Here is a 13,143-nt window from a genome sequence, read left to right as displayed (position 1 = left end):
CCGCCACCGACAACGACTGACGAACCACCGAGGCCGCACAATGGCTCACGATTGAACCGTTCGAACTGGTCCCAAATTCAGCCGTTGCCGACATGAGTGCCGATGGTAGATCGGGGCCAGGGCGGTCATGGGCCATGTGTGGGCCAGCGACAGCTGTTGATCCAGCAGGCCGCGCTTCCGTGCAGGTCAGGGGTCGCTAGGGCGTGAGGGGCGGCGCTCTTGAAAGCAGTTCCCGTCGTGTTTCGGTGCCTGCCCCTGGACTCCAGGGGCAGGCACCGAAACAGGTGTGTCACTTGAGCTTCGCCTCATGGAGACGGCGCGCAGTAACGGCGAGGAGGCGTCGAAGCTTCTCCCTGTTCTCGCCGTAGGTCTTGAGGGCATGGCAATTCGGGCATAGAGCGATCATGTTCCAGGGGACGTCAGGTCCGCCTTTGGCCAGGTCCTTGATGTGGTCGACCTGCAGGATGGGCAGGCCTGCTGTGGTTCGCTCGGTGGGGTGGCCAGCGCACTCAGGGCTTTCGCACCTGTTCTGACAGCGCTTAATGACTGCCGCTCTCGCGCTGGGGTCGCGGACGTACTTGTCGGCCAGCGTGGGCTTCTTCATCTGGCCCCGACGCTCGGCGTTCGCTTCTGCCGTCTGCGCCAAGCGCCTGTACGCGTCCTCGTCGCTCTCTCCGGTACCGGGCGCTTCGGGATCGACGTCGCTGGGGCGGTAGTCGCCCGTTTCGTCGTGCAGCTCGCCCGTATCAATCTCCAGTGCCTCAAGAACCTCAAGAGGCCAGGTTCCACGCTCCGGGGAGGGGACGGTCGCCAGAACCCAGAGGAACTCGCGGCGAGGCTGCTTGTCAGCTCCGGTGCCCCAACGCAGACGACGTTGCACGATCACAGCCCAGGTTTCGAAGGTCCACTGTCCCTGGAACGGCTTGTGCCAGTAGCGCAGTGGGCGGCCAGCGGTCTGATGCTCGGCCATGAGCTCGTTGCCATCAGTGAGCTTCTGGTCACCCGAGAGACCGTCGTCGACGTAGGCGATCCAGGTTGTATCCGGAATGCGTCCGTCGGCGTAGGGTCCCTTGTCGTCCGAGAAGACGCTCAGGATGCCGTCGGCGAGACAGCCGATCCCTGCCATCTTCTGTCCGCCATAGGTGCGCCAGATGGCCTCGCGGTCTTTGAACGTTTCCCCGAGCAGAGGCCGCAGAGCGTCTGACCACCTGCCGGCGAGCAGCTCGTGGAGGCCGAAGTCTTCCAACAAGCCTGTGGGAAGGGGATGGAAGTAGCGGAGGATCAGTCCTGCCGCCGCGGAGGCTGCGGCATCAGGGTGCGAGCGGAGCAGGTTGTAATCATCCTCGCGCAGGCCGCCAGAGGGGTTGACCTCGTTCAGAGATTCCAGAGTGGGGCGCCGCCCTTGACTGGTCAGGGTGAGTTCCTGCCCCTGCTCAACGGTCCAGAGCTCATCGCGGGTGAGGGCCCAGAACGGGTAACGGGTTCCGTCCGCACCGTCTTCGACCTGGCCGTACTTCACCATGAGCGGAGCAACTGCATCACGGGTGGCTGACCAGGGCTGCAGGCGGGGGGCTCCGGCCACGGCCTGCCCGATTGCCCAGAGGAGAAGAACGGGGCGGTGCAGGGCAGGGCCCGTCGCACGACGGGCCGGCCGGACATCTCCCACTCGCCGGTGAAAGGTCTTGGGGGGCTCCACGACGGAGAAGCCCTCCCTCCTCAACCAAGCCACTGCGTGCTTGAGACCACCACTGAACCCGGGGGAAGAGGGCTTGAGCGCTACGCCGAAGTCGTACTTGTGGGCGACGCCAGCTATCGCTTTCGAGTCGTACAACTTCCCCCCGTGCTCAAGGAGATAGCTAACCGCGGCGTGGTAGCCGTAGGTGTCCCGGAACGCCTCCGGGCCGAGCCGGTCATGCTCTGCAATCGCCAGCAGGATGCCTGCACGAGTGATCTCAGACGGTGCCATGGCCGACACCGTAGAGCAGGCCACTGACAGCGAGCCCTGGATGCCTCGTCCAGGGCACTGGCCACGGCTCATCCCGCCCGTTGCGCAGGTCTCAATTCTGGTCTCACTCGCCACTGAATCCATGGGCGTCCGAGGCTGTGTTGATGAGTCTGCAGACGCAGATCTCCAGCGAAGACGGGCTGTTGACGGACCGGCCCGGACGGTCTTGGAACTGGATCGGACAACTCGTAATGCGTAGGTCTCGGGTTCGAATCCCGAAGGCGGCTCCGCCGAAGCCCGGTTCAGACCTCGTCTGAGCCGGGCTTCTTCGTTCTTCGGGCGTGAGGGGCGTGTCACGCCGTCCGCGGCTTCCGCTGTGCGGGGGGTGACCGAGGGGCCCTGTCCCCCCTTTGTTTACTGGCGGTACTTTCGTGAGCGGGACCGGATGCGGGACCTGAAGGGCGTGGAGTGCCGGGGCGCGGCCGTCTCCGGCCCCGGCGGGCATGCCGTACCGGCCCAGGGCGGGGCGGGCTCCGGCTCTGGTTCCGGGTCCGGAAGCGGTCGGCCGCCCTCGGCGCTCAGACGAACGCGAGCTTGGCGCCGAGTGCCGCGAACGCCGCCGCGAACACCCGCCGCATCCAGGTCAGTACCGGCGGGTGCGAGATCACCCGGTGCCTGACGGCGGCGGCGAACTTCCCGTACGCGGCGAAGACGACGAGCGTGAGCAGCATGAAGACCGCGCTCAGCTCGATCATGCGGGGGAGCGCCTCCGGTTCGCCCGGGGCGACGAACTGGGGGAGGAACGCGAAGAAGAAGAGGGTCAGCTTCGGGTTGAGGATGTTGATCAGAACGGCGGAGAGGATCACCCTGGCCGCCGAGCGTGGAGCGGCGTCCTCGGGGGCGGCGAGCGCGCCCTTGTCGCGCAGGGTGCTCCACGCCATGTAGAGGAGATAGGCCACGCCCAGGTACTTGAGGATCTGGAAAGCCGTCGCGCTGGTGTGGAGCAGCGCCGCGAGGCCGGTGATCGCGGCGACCATGTGCGGAACGATGCCGAGGGTGCACCCGATCGCGGCCACATAGCCGGCGCGGGCGCCGCGCGAGAGGCCGGCGGCGATCGTGTAGAGGGCGCCCGTGCCGGGGGTGGCCACGACGACGAGCGAGGTCAGCAGGAACTCGAGGCTCAGATCCATGTCCTGACCCTGCGTCCGGCAATGGTCCGCCCACCAGGTCCAAACCGGGCCGGGCCAACAGGTCCATAAAGCCCTTCCGCCTCCTCCCGGTCGGGCCCCGGTGGATCCGTCTGAAACATTCGTCCCTGCCCGGCGCGTCAGTGGGGTGTAGGCCGGCGGCGACAACCGGCAGGGGCAGGGACGGGGCAGGGGCAGGGAGTGCGGATGGGGACGAGGGTGGGGACGAGAAGTTCCAGGGCGGACGCGTTCCTGGAATTCGCGGCCGGGCGCACGGGGCACCTGTACCGCTCCGCGTGCCTGCTCACCAGCGGAGACACCCACCTTGCCGAGGATCTGGTGCAGGACACGCTCGGCCGGATGTACGCCCTGTGGGGCCGGATGTCCCGGATCGACAACCCCGCGGCGTACGCCCAGACCGTGCTCGTACGCACCTTCCTGACCCAGCGGCGGCGGCGCTCCGCGACGGAGCGGCCCCTCGGGGAGCTGCCCGACACGGCCGCCGCCGCGGGCGACGACGACCCGGCGCTGCGGGTGGCGCTGCTCGGCGCGCTGTCCCGGCTGGCGCCCAAGGACCGGGCGGTCGTGGTGCTGCGGTACTGGGAGGACCGCAGCATCGAGGAGACCGCCGACGCGTTGCAGGTGAGCTCGGCGGCCGTACGCACCCGGTCCGTGCGGGCGCTGGCGAAGCTGCGTGAGCAACTCGGCGGCAGCATCGCCGAGTTCTCCGCCCGCTGACCCGTACCCCTACGTCTCCCCCTGCTCGTACGCGGACCCGTACGAACCCTTTCGACGACTTCCATGACCAGGAATGGGTGAATGGCATGCCTTTCGAGGACGAACTCGGCGACGCGCTGCGTCGCACCGGCGCCGGCTTCAGGGCCGACGATCAGCAGGGCCTGCTGGCCGGCGGCGTACAGCGCGGCCGCCGCAGGGTGGCGCGCAGGCGCACCGTAGCGGTGACCGGCAGTGTGCTGGCGCTGGCGGTGGTCGGCGTCGGCGGTGCGTACGGCGGAGGGCTGCTCGGGAACGAGTCCGGTGGGCAGCAGGACTCGGTGGCGGCGGCGCCCAAGCCGGTCGGCGAGGGCAAGGACAAGGCCAAGGTCACCGCCAAGGACATGATCAAGACTCTGACGGGGCTGCTCCCCAAGGGCACCCTGACCGTCGAGACGGCACGCGGCACCGAGGACAAGATGCCGATGGTGTCCGGGGTCTTCGACGACGGCAAGGGGAAGGCCGCGATCGGGATCAGCTTCTTCCGGACGTCCCCCGGCGACCAGGGCTTCAGCGAGTGCCCGGACAAGAACCTCGTGCCGAACGACGGGTGCACTGCCGAGACGCTGGCCGACGGCTCCCGGCTGGTGATCCTCCAGGGGTACGAGTACCCGGACAAGCGGGAGGAGACCAAGAGCTGGCGGGCCACCCTGCTCACCAAGGACGGCATCCTCGTCGACGCGAGCGAGTACAACGCCCCCGCCCCGAAGGGCGCCGGGATCTCACGCACCGATCCGCCGCTCACCCCCGCCCAGTTGAAGACGCTGGTGACGGCCGAGCAGTGGAAGCCCGTGGTGGCCGGGGTGCCCGCCCCGGACAAGACCAAGGCGGACGGGGCCAAGGCCGGGGCCAAGGCCGGGGCCCCGACGCCGGCGGGGCCCGAGCCCTCGACGATCGACGGCAAGGCCGTTCACGCCACGCTGGTCTCGCTCCTGCCCAAGGGGCTGAGGGTCACCGACAAGGGCGCCGAGGGGGACGAGCACGCGTATGTCGTCGTGGACGACGGCAGGGGCGAGAGCCTGGTGGGGATCAATGTGCAGCCGAACATGAAGGACGTCGAGGCAGAGCTGTTCCCGGCAGGCACGTACACCACGCTTCCCGACGGTACGAAGGTCAGGGCCATCCAGCAGCCCGGTGAGAAGGGCGGCAAGGGGGTCGTCTGGTGGTCCGTCGACACCATCCGGCCCGACGGACGGCGGGTCGTGATCTCGGCCTTCAACGCCCCAGCCCAGCATCTGGCCGCCACCCGCGACGAGCCCGCGCCGACCATGGAGCAGCTGAAGTCCATCGCCACGAGCGAGAAGTGGCGCACGCTCAAGTAGCGCACCCTGAGGAGGTGTACGCGCCGGCCGTCGTCACTTGGCGTCGGAGTACCGCTCCACCACCGCCGTCGTGAACGGAAAACGCACCGGCGTCTCCCCGAACGCAATCCGCCCGGCCAGATCACCGGCCGCGCGGATCGCTTCGGCGACCGCCGCCGCCTCCTCCGCGGGACAGTGCACGATCACCTCGTCGTGCTGGAAGAAGACCAGCTCCGCCCGCATCCCGGCCGTCTCCCTGCGCAGCGCCGCGAGCATGAGCAGCGCCCAGTCCGCGGCGCTGCCCTGCACCACGAAATTACGGGTGAAACGGCCGCGGGCCCGGGCGTTCGTCGACGCGTACCCGGGGACGAACTCGCCCTGTACGGAATCCTCGTCCGCACCGCCCTCCTGGGGGATGCCCGCTTCGTCGTCCTCGCCCGCGCCGGCCGCCGGGGGACTCGTGCGGCCCAGCCAGGTGCGGACGAGGCGGCCCTCCTCGCCCGCGCGGGCCGCGTCGTCCACGTACGCAACGGCGAGTGGGAAGCGGCGGCGCAGCGCCGCGAGGTTCTTCAGGCCGTCGCCGCTGGTCTGGCCGTAGATCGCGCCGAGCAGCGCGAGCTTGGCGTGGGCGCGGTCGCCCGAGAACGCCCGGTCGGACAGCCGGGTGTACAGATCGTCCGGGTGGCCCGCGACCTCCATCAGGCCCGGATCGCGGGAGATCGCGGCGAGGACGCGCGGCTCCATCTGGTCGGCGTCCGCGACGACGAGCCGCCAGCCGTCGTCGGCGACGACCGCCTGCCGGATCACCTTGGGGATCTGGAGCGCGCCGCCTCCGTTGGTGGTCCACCGTCCGGAGACCGTGCCGCCGGGCAGGTACTCGGGCCGGAAGCGGCCGTCGCGGACCCAGTCCTGGAGCCAGCCCCAGCCGTGGGCCGTCCAGATCCGGTACAACTTCTTGTAACGGATCAGCGGCTCCACCGCCGGGTGGTCGATCTCCTCCAGCTCCCAGCGACGGGTCGACCTCACCCTGAACCCGGCCTGCGCGAACGCCTTCACCACGTCCGCGGGCAGGTCGGGCCGCACCCGGCGCCCGAACGCCGCCGACACCTCGTCCGCCAGCTCGGCCAGGCGGCGCGGCTCGCCCCCGCCCGCATACCGCTCGCCCAGCAGCTCGTGCAGCACCTCCCGGTGCACGTCCGCCCGCCAGGGCAGCCCCGCCCGGTTCATCTCCGCGGCCACCAGCATGCCCGCCGACTCGGCGGCGGTCAGCAGCCGCATCCGGCCGGGATGCTCGGCGGCCTCATGTCTTCGCTGCTGCTCGGCGTAGACCTCCAGGAGGCCCTCGAAGGGGATGGTCACCGGCTGCGGCTCGAAGAGCGAGGACTGCGAGCCCGGTTCGGCGGCGCGCTGGGGCGGATCGGGCGGTACGGGGGCGCGCCGCAGCCGCGCCCAGGCGGCCGCCGCGGACCGTGGCTCGCCGAGCCGCCCCTCGTGCCCGAGGAGCAGCAGCTCGGCGTCCTCGATGTCGTAGCACCGCTCGACCCGGAGCCCGGCGGCGAGCAGACGCGGATAGACCTCTGCGGTGGAGCGCCACACCCACCGGCCGTCCCGCCCCACGTCCGGCCGCGCCCGCACCGCCTCGACGAGATCCGGCTCCCTGCGGACCTCGCCCGCGGGCAGCCCGTCCGGGCCGAGGGGGACGAGCAGCGCCCCGTCATCCTCGGCCGGGGCGAGGGCCCACCGCTCGGTCATGGGTACGAGTCTGGCACTCGCCGCCGACAACGCCGCGTCGCGCTCGCATTGCCCGTTGCGCGCGTCGGCGACGCCGGGGGCGTGGGCGGGGCGGGCCGGGTGGGCCTGCGGCGTCGCCGCTCGGCCCGCCCCTTCCCGAACTGGGCGCCGCCCCAGGCCGCGTTTCGGTGGCTCTGCCCCCGGACCCTCAGGGAGACGGGGGTTCCCGTCCTGGACCCCTGGGCACCGGGGCTCCGGCACCGGGCCCCACGCGTCGAACGCCAAGCGCGGCGCGCACCCCTGTGGGAGCCGGCCTACGTCGTGACGCTCAGCATCGTGTCCGAGTGCCTGGCGCTGCTGACACTGGGGCTGGTCCGTGGCTGTGGCGAGCGGGTTCCCGGCTGGCTGGGTGCCGCTGCTGGGCGGCCGCCCGGTCCGCCCGCTCGCCGCCGTCGTACCGGCGCTGCTGGGGGCGGTTTGGCTGTTCGCGCTGTGCGCGTGGAGTCTCTACTGCCAACTGGCCGGGCTCGGGGGGCCGATCGGCAGTGCGTGGCAGGAGGCTCTCGTGGCGGTCTGTTACGCGCCCCTGCTCGCCTGGGCTCCGCTGCTCGTGGCGGTGACCGTCGCGAACCACCGGCGCCGCTGCCGGTCCGCCTGACCAAGCACCGGAGCGGCCCCCGCCACCACCGCGATCAGTGCGCACGCACCGGCCGATGCCCCGAGCGCCGCCCATGGGACGTCCACCGCGACCGGTGCCGACAGCGCGGTCAGTGCCGCTGCCAGGCCCGTCAGGTTCACCGCCGTCACGGCGGCGCCCAGCAGTACGCCGATCGTCACGGCCAGCAGGGACTCTCCCGCGACGACCCGGACGACCTGCCCGCGCGTGGCACCGGAGAGGGTGAGGGAGCGGAGTTCGGCGGACCGTACCGAGTTGGCCATCAGGAGCGTGTTGGCGAGCGCGATCGCCGTGTACACGAGGGCGATGCCCAGCACCACGACCAGCCCGAGGCGGGTCCTGGGGCTCGTACGGGGATGGGTGGCCGCGGCCCACGCGTCCGCCGTGCGCACCTCTCCGCCGGTGGCGCGCAGCGCCGTGGCGGCGGCGGCCCGGTCCGCATCGGCTGCCAGCCGCACGTCGATGCGGTCGAGGCGCGCGGCCGGCGCGTTCGCGGCGGTGACGTACGCGCCGTTGTTGCCGGTCCCGGCCGCCAGAACCGCCGCGATCCGCAGCGAGGCCGGCCGCCCGTCCCCGAGCCACACGTCGACGGTCTCGCCGACCCGGTGCTCGGCCCACTCCTCGTTGACGACGATGGACCGGTCGTCCAGGTCCCGCAGGTCCCCCGCGACGACAGGCAGCCGCGCGACGGACGCCAGGGCCGCCGGGTCGGTGACCGCGCGGGCCTCGGACCTGATGAGCGCGGTGCGGTCCTCCCGTACGAAGACGGCGGTCGTCGCCGAGCCCGAGACGACCGCCCCCGGAATCCGCCCCGGATGCCTCAGCCGCTCACCGGTGACCACGAGATCGGCGGACGTCTGCTCGCGCGCCTCCTCGCCCCTGGCGGCCGTCACGGTCGCCGCCGACCCCATGAGCGAGCCCGCGAGTGCGACCGTCACCAGCACGGGTGCGGCGACGGCGGCGGTACGGCGCAGGGCGGCGGCCGCGTTGGCGCCGACCAGCAGCCCGGTTGCCCCGGGCAGTCGCAGGAGCCGGGCCAACGGCCGTACGAGCAGCGGGGACAGGGCGGCGGCGGCCGAGACGAGGACCATCGGCTGGGTCGTGTACGTCTTGCGCTTGAGCAGGTCGGCCGGGTCGGTGGCGAGCGTCCAGCAGAGCAGCCCGGCGCCGGTCAGCAGCAGTGCGCCGCCCAGCAGCAGGCGCCCGAGCGGCATGGCGCCGCTGTCGGCGTCGGCCTCGCGCAGTGCCTCCGCGGGGCCGGTTCTGCCCGCCCGGCGCGAGGCCGCCAGCACCCCGGCGAGCGCCACCGTCAGGCCCGTCCAGAACGCGGCGTGATACGGCCAGGCGTGGTCGCCGATCGCGAACCACTCCGGCGCGATCCCGCCGTCGACCAGCAGCCGGGCGAGCCGCGGCGCCCCCCACGCGCCCAGCGCGCACCCCGCCCCGGAGGCGAACACCCCGACGACCGCGGCCTCGGTGAGCAGCAGCCTGCGCAACTGGCCGGGCGTCGCGCCCGCCGTGCGCAGCAGCCCGAACTCGCGCCGGCGCAGCGCGACCGCGAAGGCGAAGGTCGACGCGACGACGAAGACGGACACGAAGGCGGTGACGCCGCCCGCGGTCCCGAGCAGGGAGTTCACGCTCATCAGCGCCTCCGCGTCCCGCTCGGGATCGGGATCGGCACGGCGGCGGTCGTCACCCGTGAGCACCTGGGCACGGTCGCCCACGACGCGTCGTACGGCGTCGGGGTCGGCGGTCAGTCCGACGGCGTTCGGGTTGTCGTCCGTGGTGAGGGGGCCGAGCGCCCGCAGGTCGCGCAGCAGTTCGATATCCACAGGCTGTGGATGAGCGAGCTTCTTCGACACCTCGGCGGTGGCCGGCCCCCGCTCCACCTCCACGGTCAGCGTGTCCCGGCCCATGACCACGACGGGCGTCTCCGCGAACCGCTCCGGCGGCCGGACCGGTGCGTCGAGCGTCGACGCGAGCCCGAGCCCCATGGCGGCGAGCAGTCCGACTCCCAGCGCGAGCGCGACGAAGCTCCCGAGCAGCGTGGTCCAGCCGGTGCGCAGGGCGGCGAGGGCGACGGTCAGCACACCGCACCCCCGGCCACGAAACCCCCGGCCACGAAACCCCCGGTTGCGGAACCCCCGGCCGCGAAAGCGCTGCCGTCCTCCAGGTGCGTCATCGCCGCCGCGACCTGCGCCGCCGAGGGCGACGCCAGCTCGCCCACCACGCGCCCGTCGACGAGGAACACGACGCGGTCCGCGTACGAAGCCGCCACCGGGTCGTGGGTGACCATGACCAGCGTCTGCCCCTCCCGGTCCACCAGCTCCCGCAGCATCACCAGAACCGCCCGCCCGGTCGTGGTGTCGAGCGCGCCGGTCGGCTCGTCCCCGAACAGCACCTCGGGCCGGGTGATCAGTGCCCGCGCGAGCGCGACGCGCTGCTGCTGGCCGCCGGACAGTTCGGAAGGCCGGTGCCGCGCACGGTCGGCGAGCCCGACGGCCGCGAGCGCCTCACGCACCTGGGTACGGGACGGGCGGCGGCCGGCGAGACGCAGCGGCAGGGCGACGTTCTGCGCGGCGGTGAGCGACGGGATGAGGTTGAACGCCTGGAAGACGAACCCGATCCGGTCCCGCCGCAGCAGCGTCAGCCGCCGCTCGCTCAGCCCGGTGAGCGTGGTCCCGCCCACCTGGACGGTCCCGGAGGTCGGCCGGTCGAGGCCCGCCGCGCACTGCAGCAGCGTCGACTTGCCGGAGCCGGAGGGGCCCATCACGGCGGTGAAGGTGCCGGAGGGGATGTCGAGGTCGACGCCGTCGAGGGCGACGACGTCACGATGCACGCGGCGCAGCGCGGTGAGCCGTACGGCGGTGGTGGCGGTCGTTGTCATGGCATCCAGGCTTCCGTCGCGAAGCCGTGCGATCACGACCACTGGCGGGCGTCCTGGGGGTATGCCTGGCCCTACCCCGCGCCTCGCGCTCGGCGCTGCCGGGCACGGTCGCTGTAGGCTCCATCGGCGTGAACGTGGTGGAGCGGGCGCTCGGCGGTGCGCTGTACGCCGATGACGACGACGCGCTCGACACCGGCGCGTCCCTGCTGGCGGCGGACCCGGCCGCCGACGCGGAACTGGCGCGGCGCGGCGAGGAGTTCGTGCGCCGGGCCTGGGAGCGGGGCTGGCAGCCCGCCGATGTCGTACGGATCGTCCGGCGCGACCTCGACGAGGTGCACGTACGGCTGGCCGCCGAGCTGATCGTGAGCGAGACACGGCGGTACGGGAAGGACCTGCCGCCGCGGTGGGCGACGCAGCTGGCCGAGTTGCCCGGCGGACACGAGAGCCGGCCCGCGGACCGCTTCTCCTACGCGACGGTGGTGCTGGAGCTGTACCGGCTGCTCGTACGGCTGCCCGCGATCGAGCCGGTGGGCCCGGTGCCCGGCTCGCCCGTCCATCTGGCCCAGCCGGTTCGGGGCGACGAGCCGCGCATGCTCACCCGGATCCGCGGGCTCCTCGCCAAGGCGGAGGCCACCGGCTTCCCGGAGGAGGCGGAGGCGCTCACCGCGAAGGCGCAGGAGCTGATGGCGCGGTACAGCATCGACGAGGCGCTGCTTGCGGCGCGCGGCCACCGGGCGGACGTGCCCGGAGCCTGCCGCATCGGGGTGGACGCGCCGTACGAGACGGCCAAGGCGATCCTCCTCGACGCGGTCGCCTCGGCGAACCGCTGCCGCGCGGTCTGGAACAGTGCGCTCGGCTTGTCCACGGTGGTCGGCTTCGAGCCCGACCTCGACGCGGTCGAGCTGCTCTACACGTCCCTGCTGGTCCAGGGCACCACGGCGATGACCCGCGCCGAAGCGGAGCAGCGCGCGGGCGGCCGCAAACGCACCAAGACCTTCCGCCAGTCCTTCTTCCTGGCCTACGCCGACCGCATCGGCACCCGCCTCGCCCGGGCGGCTTCCCACGCGGCGCACGACGCGGGCACCGGCGAGCCCGGCGTACGCGGCGAACTCCTCCCGGTGCTCGCAGCCCGGGACGTAGCGGTCACGGCCCACGCGGACCGCCTCTTCCCGCAGACGGTGAAGACCCGGGTCCGCGGCGCCACCGACGCGGCGGGCTGGCAGCACGGCAGGACGGCAGCCGACACGGCTCACATGCCGCCGCGCGACCGCCGCGACGAACTACCCGGGTAGGAGGGCCGTTTCGCCGCCGGACCCGAACGCGGTTTCGGGCCCAGGCCCGAGTGCCGGTCCGCCGCCGGACCCGACCGTCGGTTCGTCGCCGAGACGGACCGGTGGTCGCCCCCGGGCCCGACCACCGGTCGCCGTCGGTCCGACCCCTGTACGAGCCCGAGCCCGAGCCCGAGCCCAGCCCGAGCCCGACCACCGGTCCGCCGCCGGACCCGACGCTCGGGCTCAGGACTGCGGCACAGCCGTCGGCAGCCCGGTCGGAAGCCCGGACGGGAAGACCGACGGGGCGCCGCCCGGTTCCGTCTTCGTCAGGGTGTCCTTCGCGCCGGTGGACCAGGACACGACCAGGGTCGTGCCGTCGTTCGAGTCGACCGTCCCGGAGGTCCGCTCGGTGTCGCCGTCGATGCACTTCAGGGCCAGCGTCACTTTCCCGTCCGCCTGCACCTCGCCGCTGCAGACGTGCTGACCGGCGACGAGCGTGGCGTGGCCGTCCCTGACCGAGAGGGCGATGACCTTGCTGTCGCCCAGTCCGGCCCAGGTGCCTTCCAGGTCCCGGGGCCTGGCGTCGTCCCCGGAACCGGGGCCGGAGCCGTCGCCCGAGCCCCCGTCGGCCGTCCCGCTCGGCGTCGCCGTCGCGTCGCTGCGGCCCTTGTCCGGTTCGTCGCTGCTGCCGCAGCCGGTCAGCGCGAGGGCCGTGGCGAGACCCGCCGCGGCAACTCCCATACGTACGAGCTTGTGCACGGTCTTGTCCCCTGGTCGCTTGCAAGACCGCGCCAAGCTACCAGCCTCCTACCAGGAGGACTTGGTCATTCCGGGGAGGAATCCCGCGTGTGCCTGCTCCCGCAGCCGCACCCGCGAAAGCCCGAACTTGCCCACGAATCCACGGGGCCTGCCGTCCACGCCGTCCCGGTTGCGGACCCGCGTCGCGCCGGCGTCACGCGGCTGACGTCGCAACTCGGCCTGGGCCGCCGCCCGTTCCGTCTCGGGGGTGCCGGGCCTGCGGATGATCTCCTTCAGCTCCGCGCGCCGCGCCGCGTACCGCGCGACGACCTCCTTGCGCCGCTCATTGCGCGCGATCTTGCTCTTCTTCGCCATCAGACCTTCACCCCTCGGGCACGGATCCGGGCCACCGCTGCCTCGATCCCGATGCCGTCCACCGTCTTGATGCCCTTCGCGCTGAGCGTGAGCCGTACGTACCGGCCCTCGCTCGGCAGCCAGTAGCGCTTCTTCTGGATGTTGGGGTCGAAGCGGCGCGAGGTGCGCCGGTGCGAGTGGCTGATGGTGTTGCCGAAGCCGGGCCTCGCCCCGGTCAGCTGGCAGTGTGCGGACAACGTCACAATCCCTTCTCTTGGA

At 72.2% G+C, this 13,143-nt stretch carries 12 protein-coding genes; 4 read left to right on the top strand and 8 right to left on the bottom strand.

What is annotated here, in order from left to right; all coding sequences use genetic code 11:
* Positions 1–289 precede the first annotated feature (289 nt).
* Both ACFV9O_RS24085 and ACFV9O_RS24080 read right to left on the bottom strand, forming a co-directional pair.
* Entirely contained in the window at positions 290–1,966 is a 1,677-nt protein-coding gene (locus ACFV9O_RS24085) for an HNH endonuclease (RefSeq protein WP_385421061.1), read from the bottom strand.
* A 557-nt stretch (positions 1,967–2,523) separates the two neighbouring features.
* Complete coding sequence (locus ACFV9O_RS24080; RefSeq protein ID WP_385421071.1) at positions 2,524–3,129, bottom strand: LysE family translocator; 606 nt, start codon at positions 3,127–3,129, stop codon at positions 2,524–2,526.
* A 210-nt stretch (positions 3,130–3,339) separates the two neighbouring features.
* Between ACFV9O_RS24080 and ACFV9O_RS24075 the strand changes: the two genes are divergently transcribed.
* Entirely contained in the window at positions 3,340–3,870 is a 531-nt protein-coding gene (locus ACFV9O_RS24075; RefSeq protein ID WP_385421059.1) for a SigE family RNA polymerase sigma factor, read from the top strand.
* Positions 3,871–3,956: 86 nt separating this feature from the next.
* Complete coding sequence (locus ACFV9O_RS24070) at positions 3,957–5,228, top strand: hypothetical protein (protein ID WP_385421057.1); 1,272 nt, start codon at positions 3,957–3,959, stop codon at positions 5,226–5,228.
* Positions 5,229–5,261: 33 nt separating this feature from the next.
* Here ACFV9O_RS24070 and ACFV9O_RS24065 read toward each other — a convergent pair whose 3' ends face one another.
* Positions 5,262–6,959, bottom strand: a complete 1,698-nt coding sequence (locus ACFV9O_RS24065) for a bifunctional 3'-5' exonuclease/DNA polymerase (RefSeq protein WP_385421056.1) — start codon at positions 6,957–6,959, stop codon at positions 5,262–5,264.
* Positions 6,960–7,314: 355 nt separating this feature from the next.
* On the opposite strand from ACFV9O_RS24065, the gene ACFV9O_RS24060 reads away from it, so the two are divergent.
* Positions 7,315–7,596, top strand: a complete 282-nt coding sequence (locus ACFV9O_RS24060) for a hypothetical protein (RefSeq protein WP_385421055.1) — start codon at positions 7,315–7,317, stop codon at positions 7,594–7,596.
* On the opposite strand, the gene ACFV9O_RS24055 is transcribed toward ACFV9O_RS24060, so the two are convergent.
* Entirely contained in the window at positions 7,515–9,704 is a 2,190-nt protein-coding gene (locus ACFV9O_RS24055; protein WP_385421054.1) for an FtsX-like permease family protein, read from the bottom strand. The genes ACFV9O_RS24060 and ACFV9O_RS24055 overlap by 82 nt on opposite strands.
* Positions 9,698–10,501, bottom strand: coding sequence for an ABC transporter ATP-binding protein (locus ACFV9O_RS24050; RefSeq protein WP_385421052.1), 804 nt, complete (start codon positions 10,499–10,501; stop codon positions 9,698–9,700). The genes ACFV9O_RS24055 and ACFV9O_RS24050 overlap by 7 nt, the downstream gene beginning before the upstream one ends.
* Before the next feature lie 137 nt (positions 10,502–10,638).
* Here ACFV9O_RS24050 and ACFV9O_RS24045 point away from each other — a divergent pair, with 137 nt between their 5' ends.
* On the top strand, positions 10,639–11,793 hold the full coding sequence (locus ACFV9O_RS24045) for a DUF2786 domain-containing protein (RefSeq protein ID WP_385421069.1): 1,155 nt from the start codon (positions 10,639–10,641) through the stop codon (positions 11,791–11,793).
* Between the two features lie 222 nt (positions 11,794–12,015).
* On the opposite strand, the gene ACFV9O_RS24040 is transcribed toward ACFV9O_RS24045, so the two are convergent.
* Genes ACFV9O_RS24040 through rpmB form a run of 3 tightly spaced genes read right to left on the bottom strand, consistent with a single transcriptional unit; the run spans position 12,016 to position 13,121 of the window.
* Positions 12,016–12,531 carry a hypothetical protein gene (locus ACFV9O_RS24040; RefSeq protein ID WP_385421051.1) on the bottom strand — a complete coding sequence of 172 codons (516 nt, stop codon included), beginning with the start codon at positions 12,529–12,531 and terminating at the stop codon, positions 12,016–12,018.
* Positions 12,532–12,579: 48 nt separating this feature from the next.
* A complete protein-coding gene (gene rpsN, locus ACFV9O_RS24035) occupies positions 12,580–12,885 on the bottom strand; it encodes a 30S ribosomal protein S14 (protein WP_385421049.1) in 306 nt (101 codons plus the stop codon).
* Positions 12,885–13,121 (bottom strand): 50S ribosomal protein L28, encoded by a 237-nt coding sequence (gene rpmB, locus ACFV9O_RS24030; RefSeq protein ID WP_385421067.1) that lies wholly within the window; start codon positions 13,119–13,121, stop codon positions 12,885–12,887. The genes rpsN and rpmB overlap by 1 nt, the downstream gene beginning before the upstream one ends.
* Positions 13,122–13,143: the final 22 nt, after the last annotated feature.

The organism is Streptomyces sp. NPDC059909 (assembly GCF_042730885.1).
Lineage (GTDB): Bacteria > Actinomycetota > Actinomycetes > Streptomycetales > Streptomycetaceae > Streptomyces.
This window is presented reverse-complemented; position numbering and strand designations above follow the sequence as displayed.

Coding starts and splice junctions, on each gene's coding strand:
- ACFV9O_RS24050 (WP_385421052.1), bottom strand. CDS start 10,501: ATGACAACGACCGCCACCACCGCCGTACGGCTCACCGCGCTGCGCCGC.
- ACFV9O_RS24075 (WP_385421059.1), top strand. CDS start 3,340: ATGGGGACGAGGGTGGGGACGAGAAGTTCCAGGGCGGACGCGTTCCTG.
- rpsN (WP_385421049.1), bottom strand. CDS start 12,885: ATGGCGAAGAAGAGCAAGATCGCGCGCAATGAGCGGCGCAAGGAGGTC.
- ACFV9O_RS24085 (WP_385421061.1), bottom strand. CDS start 1,966: ATGGCACCGTCTGAGATCACTCGTGCAGGCATCCTGCTGGCGATTGCA.
- ACFV9O_RS24070 (WP_385421057.1), top strand. CDS start 3,957: ATGCCTTTCGAGGACGAACTCGGCGACGCGCTGCGTCGCACCGGCGCC.
- ACFV9O_RS24065 (WP_385421056.1), bottom strand. CDS start 6,959: ATGACCGAGCGGTGGGCCCTCGCCCCGGCCGAGGATGACGGGGCGCTG.